Origin of the sequence: Allobosea sp. AK1 (assembly GCF_006714945.1) — a bacterium.
In the GTDB taxonomy this organism is placed as follows: Bacteria; Pseudomonadota; Alphaproteobacteria; order Rhizobiales; family Beijerinckiaceae; genus Allobosea; species Allobosea robiniae.
Genome location: NZ_VFMG01000001.1, coordinates 4442804 through 4459282, shown reverse-complemented (window position 1 = coordinate 4459282; position 16479 = coordinate 4442804). Strand labels below are relative to the sequence as shown.

The 16479-nt window shown below is 66.8% G+C and carries 18 protein-coding genes; 14 read left to right on the top strand and 4 right to left on the bottom strand.

Features of this window, described 5'->3' with window-relative positions; genetic code table 11:
• Position 1: 1 nt before the first annotated feature.
• The 3 genes from FHT98_RS21420 (at position 2) to FHT98_RS21410 (ending at position 2389) form a co-directional block, all read left to right on the top strand.
• The gene (locus tag FHT98_RS21420) at positions 2–1213 is read left to right on the top strand and encodes an MFS transporter (protein ID WP_142115239.1); all 1212 of its coding nucleotides are present in this window, start codon (positions 2–4) and stop codon (positions 1211–1213) included.
• A 246-nt stretch (positions 1214–1459) separates the two neighbouring features.
• Positions 1460–1732, top strand: a complete 273-nt coding sequence (locus FHT98_RS21415; RefSeq protein ID WP_091855547.1) for a hypothetical protein — start codon at positions 1460–1462, stop codon at positions 1730–1732.
• 273 nt (positions 1733–2005) lie between these two features.
• On the top strand, positions 2006–2389 hold the full coding sequence (locus tag FHT98_RS21410) for an Ig-like domain-containing protein (RefSeq protein ID WP_142115238.1): 384 nt from the start codon (positions 2006–2008) through the stop codon (positions 2387–2389).
• A 76-nt stretch (positions 2390–2465) separates the two neighbouring features.
• On the opposite strand, the gene FHT98_RS21405 is transcribed toward FHT98_RS21410, so the two are convergent.
• From FHT98_RS21405 to FHT98_RS21390, 4 genes are all read right to left on the bottom strand, one after another.
• Positions 2466–3710 carry a L,D-transpeptidase family protein gene (locus tag FHT98_RS21405; protein ID WP_142115237.1) on the bottom strand — a complete coding sequence of 415 codons (1245 nt, stop codon included), beginning with the start codon at positions 3708–3710 and terminating at the stop codon, positions 2466–2468.
• 304 nt (positions 3711–4014) lie between these two features.
• Entirely contained in the window at positions 4015–4527 is a 513-nt protein-coding gene (ldtR, locus tag FHT98_RS21400) for a transcriptional regulator LdtR (protein WP_061964053.1), read from the bottom strand.
• 230 nt (positions 4528–4757) lie between these two features.
• Positions 4758–5198: a DUF6163 family protein gene (locus FHT98_RS21395; RefSeq protein WP_061964055.1), complete on the bottom strand. Its 441-nt coding sequence runs from the start codon at positions 5196–5198 to the stop codon at positions 4758–4760.
• Between the two features lie 2 nt (positions 5199–5200).
• Positions 5201–6256 (bottom strand): enoyl-CoA hydratase/isomerase family protein, encoded by a 1056-nt coding sequence (locus FHT98_RS21390; protein ID WP_142115236.1) that lies wholly within the window; start codon positions 6254–6256, stop codon positions 5201–5203.
• A 224-nt stretch (positions 6257–6480) separates the two neighbouring features.
• On the opposite strand from FHT98_RS21390, the gene hemB reads away from it, so the two are divergent.
• From hemB to FHT98_RS21335, 11 genes are all read left to right on the top strand, one after another.
• Positions 6481–7530 carry a porphobilinogen synthase gene (gene hemB, locus FHT98_RS21385; protein WP_142115235.1) on the top strand — a complete coding sequence of 350 codons (1050 nt, stop codon included), beginning with the start codon at positions 6481–6483 and terminating at the stop codon, positions 7528–7530.
• 193 nt (positions 7531–7723) lie between these two features.
• Entirely contained in the window at positions 7724–8062 is a 339-nt protein-coding gene (locus FHT98_RS21380; protein WP_185745237.1) for a GatB/YqeY domain-containing protein, read from the top strand.
• Between the two features lie 171 nt (positions 8063–8233).
• Complete coding sequence (locus tag FHT98_RS21375) at positions 8234–9574, top strand: branched-chain amino acid ABC transporter permease (RefSeq protein WP_185745236.1); 1341 nt, start codon at positions 8234–8236, stop codon at positions 9572–9574.
• A gap of 44 nt (positions 9575–9618) precedes the next feature.
• Positions 9619–10863 carry a threonine ammonia-lyase gene (locus FHT98_RS21370; protein WP_061964063.1) on the top strand — a complete coding sequence of 415 codons (1245 nt, stop codon included), beginning with the start codon at positions 9619–9621 and terminating at the stop codon, positions 10861–10863.
• Between the two features lie 58 nt (positions 10864–10921).
• Positions 10922–11395, top strand: coding sequence for an RDD family protein (locus FHT98_RS21365; RefSeq protein WP_185745235.1), 474 nt, complete (start codon positions 10922–10924; stop codon positions 11393–11395).
• 114 nt (positions 11396–11509) lie between these two features.
• Complete coding sequence (locus tag FHT98_RS21360) at positions 11510–12274, top strand: arginyltransferase (protein WP_091855553.1); 765 nt, start codon at positions 11510–11512, stop codon at positions 12272–12274.
• 112 nt (positions 12275–12386) lie between these two features.
• Positions 12387–13034, top strand: coding sequence for an RraA family protein (locus FHT98_RS21355; protein ID WP_061965481.1), 648 nt, complete (start codon positions 12387–12389; stop codon positions 13032–13034).
• 30 nt (positions 13035–13064) lie between these two features.
• Complete coding sequence (locus tag FHT98_RS21350) at positions 13065–13379, top strand: UxaA family hydrolase (RefSeq protein ID WP_142115231.1); 315 nt, start codon at positions 13065–13067, stop codon at positions 13377–13379.
• Positions 13376–14572 carry a UxaA family hydrolase gene (locus FHT98_RS21345; protein ID WP_248309270.1) on the top strand — a complete coding sequence of 399 codons (1197 nt, stop codon included), beginning with the start codon at positions 13376–13378 and terminating at the stop codon, positions 14570–14572. The genes FHT98_RS21350 and FHT98_RS21345 overlap by 4 nt, the downstream gene beginning before the upstream one ends.
• A 60-nt stretch (positions 14573–14632) precedes the next feature.
• Positions 14633–15022 carry a hypothetical protein gene (locus tag FHT98_RS21340; protein WP_142115230.1) on the top strand — a complete coding sequence of 130 codons (390 nt, stop codon included), beginning with the start codon at positions 14633–14635 and terminating at the stop codon, positions 15020–15022.
• 35 nt (positions 15023–15057) lie between these two features.
• Complete coding sequence (locus FHT98_RS21335; RefSeq protein ID WP_142115229.1) at positions 15058–16419, top strand: PepSY-associated TM helix domain-containing protein; 1362 nt, start codon at positions 15058–15060, stop codon at positions 16417–16419.
• The last annotated feature ends 60 nt before the right edge of the window (positions 16420–16479 follow it).

Sequence of the window (16479 nt, the reverse complement as noted above, 5' to 3'; positions counted from 1 at the left end):
CATGGAAAGCATTGTCACAACACGAGAAAGCCCGATCTGGGCGGACTCGCGCGCCATCGCCCTGCTGATGGCCGCATCGCTCACCACCATGGCGAACGCGACGATCAGCCCCGCGCTTCCGGGCATCGAGCGCCTGTTCGCCGACGACCCCAACGCGGCGCTGCTGACGCGGCTTCTGGTGCCGGCGCCCTCGCTCAGCGTCGCTCTGTTTGCACCGCTCGCGGGTTTCGCTGCCGACCGGATCGGCCGGCGTGCGATGCTTCTCGTCGGCGTCGTGCTGTTCGTGATCGCGGGCAGCGCCGGGCTTGTCCTGCCCGACCTGCCGTCGATCTTCGCGAGCCGCCTCGTGCTCGGCGTCGCCGTCGCGCTGATCATGACGGCGCAGACCGCGCTGATCGGCGATTATTTCACCGGCGACGACCGCAACGCCCTGACCGGCCTGCAGATCTCGGCGCGGAATTTCGGCGGGCTGGTCTTCATTTCGCTGGCCGGCTGGGCGGCGACGCTGTCGCCTCGCCTGCCCTTCGCGATCTACGGGCTGGCCGCAATCTTCCTGCCGCTGATGTGGCTGGTCATCGTCGAGCCGCCGCGCGTCGCTGCCGCGACGGGCGCCATGCCCGCCAGCGACCATGACGGACACCCGTCCTGGTGCAGCCTGCTCGCTGCGCTCTTCCTGCTGCAGGGCGTGACGAACATGATCTTCTTCCTGATGCCGACGCAGATCTCGTTCTTCCTGGAGAGCCGGGGCTATGAGAGCGCGGTGATGACCGGGACGGTCCTCGGCCTGCTGATGATCTCCGGCGGCTGCACCGCCCTGCTCTATCGGCATGTCCGGCGGGCGAGCGGTGCGGCGGGCGTTTTCGCAATCGGCTACGCGGCGATGGCGCTGGGCTTCCTGCTCCTGTCGCGCACGGCATCGATGCCGGGTCTGTTTGCGGCGGCGCTCCTGATCGGGGCCGGCTACGCGCTGGTTTCGCCGAGCTTCGTCGCCATGGCGCTCGATCTCGCGCCCCGGCGCTCAAGGGGCATGGCGGGAGGTATCCTGACCGCATCGATCTTCATCGGCCAGTTCTGCTCGCCTCTGGTCAGCACGCCCCTGATCGCCGCCCATGGATATGGCGAACTGTTCCGCGGAACCGCCTGGCTTCTGACGATCATGGCGCTTGCCGCCCTGCTGGCGAGATTCGGGGCGATCGTCCGCTCGAAGCGTTGATCGTCCGCCTCGCGAAGTGCGGGGCGGTCGGCCGGCTTCCCTCCTGCCCGCATCGAAGGAGCCGGAACCGGACGCGTCGCAAAGACATCGGGCCGCCATCATGGTTAACGATTTATGGCTTGCAGCTTGCTGCGCATGACCTAGCGCAACACTGGATGCCTCTCGATGACACAGAACGCCCCAAAACAGAACGCGAGCCGTGTTCCGGCTTCGACTCTACCGATCTCCAAGCAAATCAGGAAGGTATTGCTCGGCAGCGCGAGCGTCTTCGTCCTGTCGATGCCGCTGATCAGCCAGGATGCCGCAGCCGAAGGCTGGCAGGTGACCACGCAATACTACCCGGGCGGCTCGACCAGCGTCCATCGCTGGTTCGACGGCGACGGCGACGGCAGCATCACACGCCTCGGCAACCCCGCGCCCCGAAACAACTGCCCCGTCCCGGCCTTCGAGGTCATGAATCCAGGGCCTGGAGAAGCGCGCTGCGTCGGTTACGTCATGCCGTCCTGGCTGACGCGCTGAAGCTTGCCGGCGCCGGCCTCGGAAGCAACCGGCACAGCTCAATCGCAGTGGAATATCTCATTGAGCCGCCTCTGGCCTGTCCTGTCGTAGAGTGAGGCAGTCAAGATCTCCGCCTTGCCAGCATCCTTGGCGACGAACCTGCTATTGAGCGGGCGATAATCCCTTCGTTGCCAGCCCTGCATTTCCGTCGAGGCCCCTCAACCTCACGAAACGCTTGCCGCTGCTCCCCTCCTGCCCGAAAGTAGTCTCCGTATAGATTCAGGGAGGAAAGATATGCGCGTTCTCATCACCATGATCACCTTCGTCGCCGCCGGATATGCCGCGCTTTCGTCTGCCCAAGCCGCCTGCACCGGAACCAACGGAAGGGGCTGGGGCACCGGTAACGGGGCCGGCCAATTCGAGATGAGCATGGCGGACAAGACGTGCCGCATAAGCTTCCCGGGCGTGATCAACGAAACCGCCAAGACGAGAATCCCGGCAACCCAGGTCACCGTCACCAGAGCACCCGGCTCGGGCAAGGTCGCTGTGACAAGGAGCGGACTGACCTACACACCCAACAAGGGTTTCCAGGGCAGCGACACGTTCTGCACCAGCAACACCACGCCGAAGGTACCGGGCGTCACCCTTTCGGGATGCATCACAGTCACCGTGCGCTAAGCCCCGCGAAGCCGCTCTCAAAGAAAAACCCGCCGGATCACCGGCGGGTTCGAAAAGCACAGCCGAAACCGGAGCGTCAGATGTCCTGATCGCCCTGCAGCGCCGCGACCGGCGCCGGCCCGAGGCCGTCCTTGTTGTAGATGTCGTCGCGGAACTGCACGCCGCCATCGGGCGTGGCCCAGGCAGTGATATAGACCCAGTAGCACGCGACCGGATCGGCGATGCGGGCGTTGACGCGCTGGCCGGACTGGATCGTCTCGTCGATCTTGGCGCGATCCCAGCCAGGCGTGTTCTTCAGGAGCCAGGCGACGTAGTCGCGCACGTTCTGGACACGCATGCAGCCCGAGGAGACGAAGCGATAGTCGTCGCCGAAGATGCCCTTCGACGGCGTGTCGTGCATGTAGACACCGTGCGGGCTCGGAATGTTGATGCGCACGAAGCCGAGCGAGTTGAACTCGCCGCCCGGGTCCTGCCGGAAGGTGTAGCGCGTCGCCTCGTCGGAATTCCAGTTCACGCTGGCCGGCGAAATCTCGCTGCCGCTGGACGAGATGATGCGGATCTTGTTCTCGGTGAGATAGCCCGGCTCCTTGCGCATCTTCGGGATCAGATCCTTGCGGATGATCGAGGCGGGAACCGTCCAGGTCGGATTGAAATTGACTTCGGGGATCCGGGTCTGGAGCAAGGGCGACTGGCGGTCGATCTTGCCGACGCCGGCTGCATGGCGCGTCGCGACATGGCCGTTCTCGACGGTCTCGACCATAGCAGCCGGAATATTGGCGACGACATAGCGGCCGCCGAGATTGCCGGACCAGCTACGCAGCCGGACGACATTGGTCTCGAGCTGGCGGATACGGCGGTCGATCGGCACGTTGAGGGCAGCGACGGTCGCACGATTGATCGCGCCCGTCGTCGACAGGCCGACGCGAGACTGGAAGCGGCGCACGCCCGCCTCGACATAGGAATCATAGATGTTGCTGTCGCCGGCCGCGGCATCGAGATCGCCGGTGATGATCAGGCGGCGACGCAGGGTCACGACACCCTGCCCCTTGGCGCCCACGCCCATGCGATCGGGCAACTGGACCTGCGGCCAGCCGCCGCGCGCGGCGAGGTCACGATAGGCCACGATCGCCTGCTCGGTCGCCTGCAGGGCCTCGGCCGACAGCATCGGCGTCGAGGATCGCGCCACGGCATTGCGCGCGCCGGCATCGTAGCTCTGGCGCCACTCGGCCTGCTGGGCGAGCGCCGGTGCAGCGGCGACCGTGGCGGCGCTCGAAAGCAGGGCCAGCACCGTTTCGCGGCGGGTCAGGCTCAATTGCGACATCTCTTCCCTCTTCAAGGCTTCACGCTTGCAACGCAGGCCACAAGAAAACGCCGCCTGATGGGGCGACGCTGGCGACGCAATGGTGCGACGGCGACCTCTCGGCGATCGACGGTGTCCTAGCACAGTTAACGAGGCGTGATGACAGAGGCGATTTTAGGGCATGGCCACGTTTTGCCGCATGCATGGCAGCAAAACCACAGTCGAGGCTCAGCACCGACCGAAAACAGGCCGGCGCGACCGGGACGTCGTCCCAGCCGCGCTCAGGCAGGCGGATATGATGCGGTCGCAGGAAAACCGCTTTATCTCAGAGCTTGTAGCGGATCTGGTCGGTCCAGAAGCGCTCCAGGCGCAGCAAGGCGTTGTTCATCCGCTCGAAATCGTCGGCCGCGATGCCGCCGATCTGTTCGACCGTGCGGACATGCTTGTCGTACACGCCCTTCACGATATCGTGCACGCTCGCGCCCTTCTCGGTCAGGCTGATGCGGACCGAGCGGCGGTCGATGCGCGACCGGGCGTGGTGGAGATAGCCGAGCTCGACCAGCTTCTTGACGTTGTAGGAGACGTTCGAGCCGAGATAGTAGCCGCGGGTCCGCAGCTCGCTGGCCGAGAGCTCGGCATCGCCGATATTGTAGAGCAGCAGCGCCTGCACGCTGTTGACGTCGTCACGGCCGCGGCGCTCGAACTCATCCTTGATGACGTCGAGCAGGCGGCGATGCAGACGCTCCACCAGCGTGAGGGACTCAAGATAAAGAGGCTTCACGTTGAGATCTGCATCACCAGTCTTGGCAACCTCAGAAGTCTTGACGCTCGCTTTCATGGTATATCCCGCCTGTTGTGTGTCGGCCAGGATTTGCCTCCCGGTCCGCTTCTGAAACACACCATAAGCTGGACCGGATGAAAACGAGTTTAAATATCAGGATGAATCAGGGATTTACCCCTTTGGGTGAATCGTAAGTGAAGCCAGAAACGCTTAAGCTAAAGTGATTCTTACCATGACTCGGCGCAATCGACCGGCCGCGCGTGGTGGCCGGGCTGTCGCGGCACCCGCTATTCCGCCTCGTTCTCGGCCGCCCAGGTCGCCAGGAAATAGACGGCGATCAGCCCGATATAGAGGCCGACGAGCCAGGCCGTCATCGGCACGAAGCGCGGGAAGAGGAAGCCGAGCAGCATCTGGCTGATCGCGGCCAGCAGCCAGAGCACGCCACCCCAGGTCGAGGTCAGCCAGAGGCCGACGGCGGCAACGAGGTCGATCACCGCGAAATAGACGATGATCGCCTGATAGCTCAGCAGGCGGTTCTCGAAGGGCGGTTGCGGGTTTCCGGGCAGGCCGAAGATCACGGCCCAGGCCGTCAGTCCCTTGGCGAGCCAGAAGGCCGAGAGCAGGCGCAGGAACCAGACGAGGACAAGCCGCCACCGGTTCGCCTGCCTGCCTTCGGCCTCGCCCGTCCCGGTGCCGCGCAGGGCCTCGCCGTTCCCACCCAAACCCAAGCTCAGCCCTCCAGCTTCAGTTCACCGGTGCCGAGCGGCGCAAAATAGGCAGCGATAGCGGCCGGATCGACCGCATCGAGCGTCGATGGCTGCCAGCGTGGTGCCTGATCCTTGTCGATCACCACGGCGCGCACGCCCTCATAGAAATCATGGCCGCGCGCGATGCGCGAGACGATGCGGTATTCGGTGCGCATCGCTTCCGCGAAATCGAGGCCGCCGCCGCGGCGCATCTGCTCGAAGGCGATGGCGACGCTTGTCGGCGATTTGACCGCGATGGTCTGGAGCAGCTTGCCGGCAAAGCCACTTCCGCTTTCGGCAGCCTGGCGCAGGCGCTGGATCACCTCCGGCAAGGTCGCCGCCGTGAAGGCCTCGGCCATCATCGCCCGCTCGCCGTGCAGGGGGCCGGGCCCGCGCTGCAAGGTGAAGCCGGCGAGAATATCGTCGATCGCGCCCGGCCGGGTCAGCGCATCCGCGAGTTCCGCCATCCGCTCGCTGGGCACGCCATGGGTCGCCAGCCCGGACGAAATCGCATCGGCCGCGCCGACGCGCTCGCCGGTCAGGGCCAGGAAATTGCCGAAGCCGCCGTCGAGACGCGGCAGGGCATAGGTCGCGCCGACATCCGGGAAGAAGCCGATGCCGACCTCCGGCATGGCGAAGAGATAGCGGTCGCCGGCGATGCGGTGGCTGCCATGCAAGGAGATGCCGACGCCGCCGCCCATGACGATGCCGTCGATCAGCGCGACATAGGGCTTGGGATAGGTCTTGATGCGGTGGTTGAGGATGTATTCCTCGCCCCAGAAGGCGAGCATCTCGTCATGCCGCCCGGCCTTGCCGCAATCATGCAGCCAGCGGATATCGCCTCCGGCCGAGAAGGCCTTCTCGCTGGTGCTGATGACGACGACACGCGCGACCTGCGGATCGTGCTCCCAGGCGTCGAGCGCACGGGCGAGTTCGCGGACCATACCGAGGCTCAGCGCGTTCAGCGCCTTCGGCCGGTTGAGCACCACGACGCCGGCGGCACCGCGAATCTCGCAGATGATCTCGCGATCCTGAATCATGGTCCGATCCCGCTTCGATGGGCTGCGGTTCTGGAAGGCGGGGCAAGGCTTGTCAACGCGACGGATCGGCGGGCGGCAGGCGGCCATGACTGAGGTGACGCCGGCAAACTTGCGACCATGCGCCCTGTTTTGGAATCGTTCCGATGTGTTATGGAAAGCGTCGGTCGGTTTCGCCCGCATGACGAAAGCCGCGCCTGTACCGATTATCGCTTGAGGCAATTGCCATGGAATCCCGGGTCGTGCGGCCTTTCCCCACCCCCCTGTCCCGCCAGGACGAGGCGCCTTCGCTCGGCCTGACGCGCCGCATGCGGCGCAACCGCAAGGCGGATTGGTCGCGCCGGCTGGTGCGGGAATCGGCGCTGACGACCGACGACCTGATCTGGCCGATCTTCCTGATGGATTCGCGCGAGGCCCGCTCGCCGGTCGAATGGATGCCCGGCGTCGACCGGCTCAATATCGACGAGGCCGTGCGCCAGGCAGCCGAGGCGGCCGCCCTTGGCATCCCCGCCATCGCGCCCTTCCCCTTCGTGGACAAGGCCCTGCGCGACCCCACCGGCTCGGAGGCGCTCAATACCGGCAACCTGATGTGCCGCGCCGTGCGCGCGATCAAGCGCGAGGTGCCCGGGATCGGCATCATCTGCGACGCCGCGCTCGACCCTTACACCTCGCATGGCCATGACGGCGTCATGGAGGGCGAGCGCGTCCTCAACGACGCCAGCGTCCAGATCCTCGTCGGACAGGCGCTCGCGCTCGCCGATGCGGGGGCCGACGTGATTGCCCCCTCCGACATGATGGACGGGCGCATCGGTGCGATCCGGGCCGCGCTCGACGGCGATGGCCATGAGGACGTGCAGATCATGGCCTATGCGGCGAAATATGCTTCGGCCTTCTACGGCCCGTTCCGCGACGCGATCGGCACCAATGCCACGCTCGTCGGCGACAAGCGCACCTACCAGATGGATCCGGCCAATTCCGACGAGGCGATCGCGGAAGTGATGCTCGATCTCGAAGAGGGCGCCGACATGGTCATGATCAAGCCCGGCCTGCCCTATCTCGACGTGGTGGCGCGGGTGAAGGACCATTTCCGCGTGCCGACCTTCGCCTACCAGGTCTCCGGCGAGTACGCGATGATCATGGCCGCCGCGAACAATGGCTGGCTCGACGGCGACAAGGCGATGCTGGAGAGCCTGCTCGCCTTCAAGCGCGCCGGGGCCGACGGTGTGCTCACCTATTTCGCGCCGCGCGTGGCGAAGAAGCTGAAGGCCGGCGCGTAAGCAAAAAGCGCAGCAGCAGACAGAGCATCGCCTCAGAGGGTGTCATCCCGCACGCGCTGCGGCACGACAGTGCTGCTGCGCAGATGCGGGATCGCCTGCAGGAAAGGCGCCTTCTTGTCACGGGATGACAGCGCGGCCCAGGAACATCTACGGTTTCGACATGACGACGGATGAAAGCCAGAGCTTCCTGACCGTGCTGAAGGCCGACTTGCGGACGGCTATGCGGGAGCGGAACGCCGCCGAGGTAACAACCCTGCGCGGCTTGATCTCCGCGATCGACAATGCGCAGGCCGTTCCCGTCGGGGACAAGCACGACACCTATGTCTTCCATGCCTTCGGCGACAGCGCTGTTGAGGTGCCGCGCCGAGGACTGAGCCAGGATGATATTCGCCAGTTGGTCGAAGCCGAAATTCGGGCCCGGAACGACGCGGAAGCGGATTATCGGCGCCTCGGCCGGGATGACAAGGCGCAGGAACTGACGGACGAGGTTCAGATCCTGAGCCGCTATCTCGGCTCGCACGCTTCGAGCTAGCGCGTCTTCCCGCACGCGCTGCGGCGTGCAATGCCGCTGCGCAGATGCGGGACCGTCCCCAGGAAAAGGCGCCTCTTTCTGCCGACGGTCCCGTGTCTGCGGAGCACCGCTTCGCGCTGCACCGCGCACGGGATGACACCCCCGCCCCGCAAGCGCTACCGTGGTGCCAGCATGCGCCCGCTCCTCCTGTCGATTCTGGCCGTCGTCACGCTCGCCCTCGCGGGCTGCGGCAGCGATTTCGACACCGACCAGATGCGACTCTGCCGGCAGGCGATCCCGCCGCTCAATCCGCCGAACGCCCGTATCGAGATCGAACGGACCACCAACGGTCCGGTGCCGCGGGCGCTGCGGCTGTTCTACCGGGTCCAGCTCGGCGACGGCCTTTCGCGCCACCGGAGCATCGACTGCCTGTTCGCCGGCGAGGGCAGCGGGCCGAGCCGCGGTGCGCTTGTCGGCATCGCTTCCGATGGGCGGCCGATGGCCGATGCGAGCTTCTACCTGCTGCGACGCTTCTATCTGGAGGATCGGGCCTCGCCGCCGCCGGACCCGGCCGAACCCGCTGCCGAGACGCTGCCGGCGATCCCGGCCGGCCTCGCCTACGGCCTGCAGCAGGGCCTGAGCGCCCTGCCCTCGGCCGCGATCTACGGCATGCTCGCGGCGGCCTATGCGCTTGTCTACGGCCTGACCGGGCGGATCATCCTGAGCTTCGGCGAATTCGCGGCGCTAGGCGCGCTCGCCTCCGTCGTCGGGGTCGCGCTATTGCTCTCGCTTGCGATCTCGACGCCGCTCTCCGGCCTCGCCGTCGCCTTCACCGTGGCGATCGCCGTCTGCGCCCTGCATGGCTTCGCCATGGGCCGCTTCGTGCTGCGCCATCTCGAACGCGCCACCGGTCAGCAGATGCTGATCGCCACGATCGGGCTCGCCATCGCGATGTCGGAATATCTCCGGCTGGCGCAGGGGCCTGAACTGCGCTGGCTGCCGCCGGTGTTCAACACGCCGATCGCGCTGGCGCATGCCGGCGATTTCGTGGTCACGCTGAATCCGCTCGCGCTGGCACTCGCCGCCATCGGCCTCGGTGCGACGCTCGGCGTCGTCCTGCTGATCCGGCGTACGGCCTATGGCCGGGCCTGGCGGGCGGTATCGGACGATGCGAAGACCGCCGCGCTGTTCGGCGTCGATGCCCGCGCCGTCCATGACGTCGCCGTCATCATCGCCTGCGCGGCCTGCGGCATCGCCGGTGTCATCGTCACCGCGATCTATGGCGGCATGGGCTTCGCGGGCGGCTTCTCGCTCGGGCTGAAGGCGCTCGTCGCGGCAATCCTCGGTGGCATCGGCTCGGTCAGCGGGGCGGCGCTCGGCGGCCTCTGCATCGCCGCCTTCGAGGCGGTCTGGTCGGCGACGCTGCCGATCGAGCAGCGCGACCTTGCCGTCTATTGCCTGCTCGCCATCGTGCTGATCTGGCGCCCCGGCGGCTTTTTCGGCGATGGCGAATTGACGCCGCGACGGGTGTGAGGCCCAGTCCTTTCAAGGCCGCCGACTGGAAACGAGACCCGAGCATGAGCGAGAGCTTCGCGATCACCCCTGAGGATATCGACGCAGCCGCCGGCCGGATCGCGGGGCATGTGCTGCGCACGCCGCTGGTGCCGGCGCCGCGCCTGTCGGAGCTGACCGGCGCGACCGTACTGGTGAAGCACGAGAACATGCAGGCGACCGCCTCCTTCAAGGAGCGCGGCGCGGTCAACAAGCTGCTCTCGCTGAGCGAGGCCGAGCGGGCGCGCGGCGTCATCGCGATGTCGGCCGGCAACCATGCCCAGGCCGTCGCCTACCACGCCAGGCGCTTCGGCACGCCTGCGACGATCGTGATGCCGGAGACGACGCCGCTGGTGAAAGTCGAGAACACCCGCGCCCATGGTGCCCGCGTCGTGCTGCATGGCGAGACCCTCTACGAATGCGCCGACAAGGCTCACGAGCTCGCAGGCAGCGAGCAGCTCACCTTCGTCCACCCTTATGACGACGCGGCGGTGATGGCGGGGCAAGGGACGATCGCGCGCGAGATGCTGGCCGACGAGCCCGATCTCGACGTGCTGGTCATCCCGCTCGGCGGCGGCGGGCTGATGGCCGGCAACGCGATCGCGGCCAAGGCGATCAAGCCGGGCATCGAACTGATCGGCGTCGAAGCCGCGCTCTACCCGTCCTTCTTCAACGCCGTACAGGCGCAGGACAAGCCGATCGGCGGGCCGACGCTGGCCGAAGGCATCGCAGTCAAGACCGTCGGCCAGCTCGCCCTGCCGGTGATATCGAGCCTCGTCGGCGACATCGTCCTCGTCGGCGAGGACCTGATCGAGCGCGCCGTCAACGCCTATGCGAGCCTTCAGCACAGCCTGGCCGAGGGGGCGGGCGCAGCGGGCCTTGCCGCGATGCTCAAGGAACCGGAGCGCTATGCCGGCCGCAAGGTCGGACTCGTGCTCACCGGCGGCAATATCGACACGCGCCTGCTCGCAGCGATCATGGTGCGCGAGCTGGAGCGCGAGGACCGCATCGTCGCCTTCCGCCTGACCACCAGCGACCGGCCGGGCCTGCTCGGCCGGATCGCGAGCCTGCTCGGCGAGGAAGGCGCCAATATCCTCGAGGTCAGCCATGGCCGCCTCTTCCTCGACGTGCCCGCCAAGGGCGTCTCACTCGACGTCACGGTGGAGACGCGCGGGGCAGCGCATTCGCGCGCGATCGAGGATGCGCTCGCCAAAAACGGCTTCGCACCACGGCGGATTCTGCCGCGCGGTCTTGCGGAACCGGCCCGCTGATCAAACATTATCTCCCGGGCGCCAATTTCCCGCGCGCCGATGGAGGATCGAAATCCCGATGAGCGATACCCGTTATGGCCAGCCGCCGATCACGGCGCTGGAGCCGCGTCCCTACCAGAACGTCAGCGGCGTTCTTGGCTCGCGACTGTTCGCCTGGCTCGTCGACATCGTCGCGTTGTTCTTTCTGGGCTGGCTGGTCTTCTTCCTGCTGTTCGCGCTCGGCATCGTCACCTTCGGCGCGACCTGGCTGCTGATTCCGATCGCCACGGTCGCGACCGCGCTCGGCTATGCCGCGCTGACGATCGGCGGGCGCAAGCAATCGACCTGGGGCATGCGCATCGCGGGCTTGCGGGTCGAGACCGCTTCCGGCGGACGCCCCGACGGGCTCGCCGCTGCCGTGCATGCGCTGCTGTTCTATGTTGCGGCCGGCACCTTCCTGCTCTGGCTCGTCGACGTCGCCTGCGGCTTCGCCCGCGCGGACCGGCGCATGGGCCACGACCTGCTGACCGGACTGGTCGTCGTGCGCGCCTGACCGGTTGAGCCAGATCAAAAAGCCGAGAACCGCTTCCCGATCGGCCGCGCCGCGCTTGTTGCCGGTGCGGCCGATGCTACATTGAAGGTGGAAGCTTCCGGGGAGCCAGCCGACGTGACGCGCCCATTGCGGGATGCCCCGCAATTCTACCTGACCTCGCCGACCGCGTGCCCCTATCTGCCGGGGCGCGAGGAGCGGAAGGTGTTCACGCACCTCGTCGGCTCGCAGGCGCGCGAGCTCAACGACGTGCTCTCGCAAGGCGGCTTCCGGCGCTCGCAGAGCATTGCCTACCGGCCGGCCTGCGAAATCTGCCGAGCTTGCGTCTCGGTCAGGGTCTGCGTCGACGATTTCCGCCTGTCGCGTAGTTTCCGCCGCGTGCTTGCCCGCAACAGCGACCTGATCGGCGAGGCCCTGCCGCCGCGGCCGCGCTCCGAGCACTATTCCCTGTTCCGCTCCTATCTCGACGAGCGCCATCCCGATGGCGGCATGGCGACGATGTCGGCGCTCGATTTTGCGATGATGGTCGAGGACAGCCATGTCGAGACCAGCCTGATCGAATATCGCCGCCGCGGCCCCGATTCCGGCTTCACCGGACGCGGCGAAGGCGATCTCTTCGCGATGGCCCTGACCGATACGCTCAGCGACGGGCTCTCGATGGTTTATTCGGTCTATGACCCCGGTCTGGAGCTGCGCTCGCTCGGCACCTTCATGGTGCTCGACCATATCGCCCGGGCGCGCCGGCTCGGCCTGCCTTACGTCTATCTCGGCTACTGGGTCGAGGGCTCGCCCAAGATGGCCTACAAATCGCGCTTCCTGCCGCAGGAGCGCCTGATGCCGCAGGGCTGGGAGCGCGTCGACCACAACGATTCAACCGATTGAAACGCATTCGCGACGCGCGGAAAACGCGCTTGCCGCGCCTCGCTCCTCCCGACACTCTATCGCTAGCGGCCCGGCAGCAGATCCGCGCGACAGGGGCCGAACCGGAGGAATGATGAGCCAGGAACTGACCGACAGGCTGGAGCGCTGCTATACCGGCATCATCCACGACACGATGCGGGCGATGGGCCTGAAGGACTTCGTCCTGCCGCCGGAACTGCGCCCGCTCCTGCCCGGCCAGAAGCTCGCTGGCCCCGCCTTCACCGTCGAGGGCAAGACCGGCGAATTCGACGCGCATGAGACGCTGCTGGGCTGGACCGGCCTGCTCTCCGCCGCCAAGCCCGGCCATGTCTGGGTCTGCCAGCCGAACACCAACGAGATCGCGCTGATGGGCGAGCTCTCGGCCGAGACGCTGAAGAACAAGGGCGTGCGCGGCTGCGTCATCGACGGGCTCTCGCGCGATACCGAGTTCATGGTCGAGATGGGCTTCCAGGCCTATTTCAAGGCCTATACGCCACGCGACATCGTCGGCGCATGGCTGCCCAAGGCCGTGGACGAGCCGATCAAGATCGGCGAGGTCTGGATTCGGCCGGGCGACTACATCCTCGCCGACCGCGACGGCGTCGTCCGCATTCCCGTCGAGATCATCGAGGAGGTGCTGGACAAGTCGGAGACGGCGATCTCGGCCGAGAACAAGGTCCGCACCGCGATCCTCGCTGGCACCGATCCGCAGAAGGCCTATCTGCAATACGGCAAGTTCTGACGCGATCCCTCCTTCGAAGGGCGGCTCACCATGACCCACGATCCGCGCCTCATCCTGCTCGACCCGCGCGACAATGTCCTCGTCGCGCGGGTTCGGCTGAAAGCCGGCGAGAGCGTCGAGACCGGCGCCGGCCCGGCCGCGCTCGACCGCGACATCGCGCTCGCCCACAAGGTCGCGCGGCGCGCCATCGCGGCCGGCGAGAAGATCCTGAAATACGGTGCGCCGATCGGCGTCGCGACCGAGGCGATCGCGCCGGCCGCCCATGTCCACGTCCACAACATGCGCAGCGACTACACGCCGACCTATCACCTCGAAGACGAACGCAAGGCGGGAGCCTCGGCATGAGCACGATGCGCGGCTATCTCCGGTCCGACGGGCGCAAGGGCATCCGCAACACCGTCGCGGTCGCCTATCTCGTCGAATGCGCCCACCATGTCGCCCGCGAGATCGCCCTGCCCTGGCGCGAGGAAGGCGTCCACGCCATCGGCTTTCCCGGCTGTTACCCCAACCCCTATGCCGAGCGGATGATGGAGCAGCTCTGCACCCATCCGAATGTCGGCGCCGTGCTGCTCGTCTCGCTCGGCTGCGAGAGCTTCAACAAATACGCGCTGGAGCGGGCCGTGCGCGCCAGCGGGCGGCCGGTGAAGACCATCATCATCCAGGGCACCGGCGGCACCCGCGCCTCGATCCGCGAGGGCCGGGCCTGGGTCGAGGAACAACGCAGCCTGCTCGACGCGCAGGAGACGGTCCCGATGGCGGTCTCCGAGCTCGTGGTCGGCACGGTCTGCGGCGGCTCGGACGGCACCTCCGGCATCACCGGGAACCCCGCGGCAGGACGCGCCTTCGACCAGCTCATCGCGGAAGGCGCCGCCTGTATCTTCGAGGAGACCGGCGAGCTGATCGGCTGCGAGCACATCATGGCGGCACGCGCGATCACGCCCGAACTCGGCGCCGAGCTGGAGAAATCCGTGGCCAAGGCGGCGCGCTACTACGCGACGCTGGGATACGGCTCCTTCGCCGCCGGCAATGCCGAGGGCGGGCTCTCGACCATCGAGGAGAAATCGATGGGCGCCTATGCCAAGTCGGGCGCTTCGCCGATCTCCGGCCTGATCAAGCCCGGCGACGTGCCGCCGCATGGCGGGCTCTATCTGCTCGATGTCGTGCCGGATGGCGAGGTCCGCTTCGGCTTCCCCAATATCAATGACAATGCCGAGATCGCCGAACTGATCGCCTGCGGCGCGCATTGCGTGCTGTTCGTGACCGGGCGCGGCTCGGTCGTCGGCTCGGCGATCTCGCCGGTGGTAAAAATCTGCGCCAATCCCGAGACCTATCGCCGGATGTCCGAAGACATGGACGTCGATGCCGGGCGCATCCTCGAAGGCCGCGCCGGGCTCGACGAGGTCGGCACGGAAATCCGCGATCTCGTCGTCTCGCTCGGCCAGGGTGGCCGGACCAAATCGGAAGAACTGGGCCATCAGGAATTCATCCTGACCTACAAGAGCTTCGAGCCGCTCGGCCCAGCTTGTTTGCCGGCATAAGCAAGGGCGCGTCACGAAGCCCGCTTCCGCTGGTCGAGCGGATTGGCTAAGCCTCGTCCCATGACGAGAACGGCGGGACGGATAAGCTGGCGGAGGAGCGCGGTCGCGCTCGTCGCCGTCTATGTCCTCGTGCTGCAGACGACGCTGGTCGCGCTTGCGGCCGGCTTGTCGGCGCAGCCTTCGCCCGGCCTCCTGCATCCGCTCTGCGCGCCCGGCCAGACGGCCCCGTTCGACCCCGCTCCGGATAGCGGCGGAGCGAAGCTGCCGGATTGCTGCGCGACGCTGTGCCTGTCGGCGGCAATCGCCTTGCCGCCGCCATCTCCGGCCGCTGCCTTCGTGGCGCGCCGGCCCGCCGTCGCATTCGCCCGCCATCTGCCATCCGAGCAAGTCTCGGCGCCGCCTGCGCCGGGCTATCCGCTCGGCGCACGCGCTCCCCCTCTCCCGGTCTGAAGCCCTCCCCCTTCAGCTCAGACCAGGATTTATCCATGACAATCGTCTCAACGGCGACGGCCGCGCCCGAACGCGCGGGCCGACCAGCCGCATCCGTCTATCGCGCCGTCTGGCGCTGGCATTTCTATGCCGGCCTGATCACCCTGCCCTTCCTCATCCTGCTGGCCGTGACCGGCGGGCTCTATCTGTTCAAGGCCGAGATCGACGGCCTGATCCATCGCGACGTCAAACAGGTCGAGGCCCGCATGACGGGCGAGCGGCCGCCCAGCGAAATCGTGGCGCAAGCGGTGAAGGCCTTCCCCGGCCAAGCCGTGAAATATACCCCGCCGGAAAGCGCGACCGCCTCCGCCGAAGTCACCATCCGCGATACGGCGGGGGCGCGGATGGTCGTCTATGTCGACCCCTATGATGCCAGCGTGCTTGGCCAGATTCCGGACAAGGGCACGGTGATGTGGGTGATCCGGCAGATCCACAGCCTCGCCTATTTCGGGCCGGTCGCGAACGGCGCGATCGAGATCGCCGGCGGCTGGGCGATCCTGCTGGTGCTGACCGGCCTCTATCTGTGGTGGCCGCGCAAGCAAAGCGGTGGCGTGGTCACGGTCAGGGGCAAGCCGCGCCAGCGCGTGTTCTGGCGCGATCTCCATGCCGTGACCGGGCTCGTCGCCGGCGGCTTCATCCTGTTCCTGGCGATCACCGGCATGCCCTGGTCGGTGCTGTGGGGCAACAAGGTCAACCAATGGGCCAACGGCCATAATTTCGGCTATCCGGCCGGTGTCCGCGTTGCCCTGCCGATGTCGGACGAGCATCTCGGCCATATCGCACCGACCACATGGTCGCTGGAGCAGGCCAAACTACCGGTATCGCAGGTTGCAGGGGGCGAACCGATCGGCCTCGACGCCGCCGTCGCGACCTTCGACCGCCTGGGCCTGACCCGCGGCTATGCCGTCAATCTCCCGGGCGGTCCGGGCGGCGTCTATACCGGCTCGGTCTACCCGAAGGACATGGCGCTCCAGCGCGTCATCCATCTCGACCAGTATAGCGGCAAGCCCCTGATCGACATGAGCTATGCTGATTACGGCCCGCTCGGCAAGGCGCTGGAATGGGGCATCAATGTCCATATGGGCCAGGAATTCGGGCTGGTGAACCAGCTCGTGCTGCTGGCTGCCTGCCTGGCTATCGTCCTGCTCTGCGTCTCCGCGCTGGTGATGTGGTGGAAGCGGCGCCCGCAAGGGTCGCTCGGCGTGCCGCCGCTGCCTGCGGAGAAGGCGACGCTGCGGGGGGTCGTCGCACTGCTCGCCATCGGCGGGCTCGTCTTTCCGCTGGTGGGGCTGTCGCTCATCGTCATGGTCGCGGTCGACAGTGTTCTGGTAAGAAAAATGCAACCTATAAGTGTATAAATGAAAGAGCCTGCCTCCCCGAGCGGCAGGCCTCCACGGACTGGACAACGGGGCCTCATC

Bases quoted from the DNA above. Each gene is read 5' to 3' on its own strand.
- FHT98_RS21420 (WP_142115239.1), top strand. From the start codon at position 2: ATGGAAAGCATTGTCACAACACGAGAAAGCCCGATCTGGGCGGACTCG.
- FHT98_RS21410 (WP_142115238.1), top strand. From the start codon at position 2,006: ATGCGCGTTCTCATCACCATGATCACCTTCGTCGCCGCCGGATATGCC.
- FHT98_RS21405 (WP_142115237.1), bottom strand. From the start codon at position 3,710: ATGTCGCAATTGAGCCTGACCCGCCGCGAAACGGTGCTGGCCCTGCTT.
- ldtR (WP_061964053.1), bottom strand. From the start codon at position 4,527: ATGAAAGCGAGCGTCAAGACTTCTGAGGTTGCCAAGACTGGTGATGCA.
- FHT98_RS21390 (WP_142115236.1), bottom strand. From the start codon at position 6,256: ATGATTCAGGATCGCGAGATCATCTGCGAGATTCGCGGTGCCGCCGGC.
- hemB (WP_142115235.1), top strand. From the start codon at position 6,481: ATGGAATCCCGGGTCGTGCGGCCTTTCCCCACCCCCCTGTCCCGCCAG.
- FHT98_RS21375 (WP_185745236.1), top strand. From the start codon at position 8,234: ATGCGCCCGCTCCTCCTGTCGATTCTGGCCGTCGTCACGCTCGCCCTC.
- FHT98_RS21370 (WP_061964063.1), top strand. From the start codon at position 9,619: ATGAGCGAGAGCTTCGCGATCACCCCTGAGGATATCGACGCAGCCGCC.
- FHT98_RS21365 (WP_185745235.1), top strand. From the start codon at position 10,922: ATGAGCGATACCCGTTATGGCCAGCCGCCGATCACGGCGCTGGAGCCG.
- FHT98_RS21355 (WP_061965481.1), top strand. From the start codon at position 12,387: ATGAGCCAGGAACTGACCGACAGGCTGGAGCGCTGCTATACCGGCATC.
- FHT98_RS21350 (WP_142115231.1), top strand. From the start codon at position 13,065: ATGACCCACGATCCGCGCCTCATCCTGCTCGACCCGCGCGACAATGTC.
- FHT98_RS21345 (WP_248309270.1), top strand. From the start codon at position 13,376: ATGAGCACGATGCGCGGCTATCTCCGGTCCGACGGGCGCAAGGGCATC.
- FHT98_RS21340 (WP_142115230.1), top strand. From the start codon at position 14,633: ATGACGAGAACGGCGGGACGGATAAGCTGGCGGAGGAGCGCGGTCGCG.
- FHT98_RS21335 (WP_142115229.1), top strand. From the start codon at position 15,058: ATGACAATCGTCTCAACGGCGACGGCCGCGCCCGAACGCGCGGGCCGA.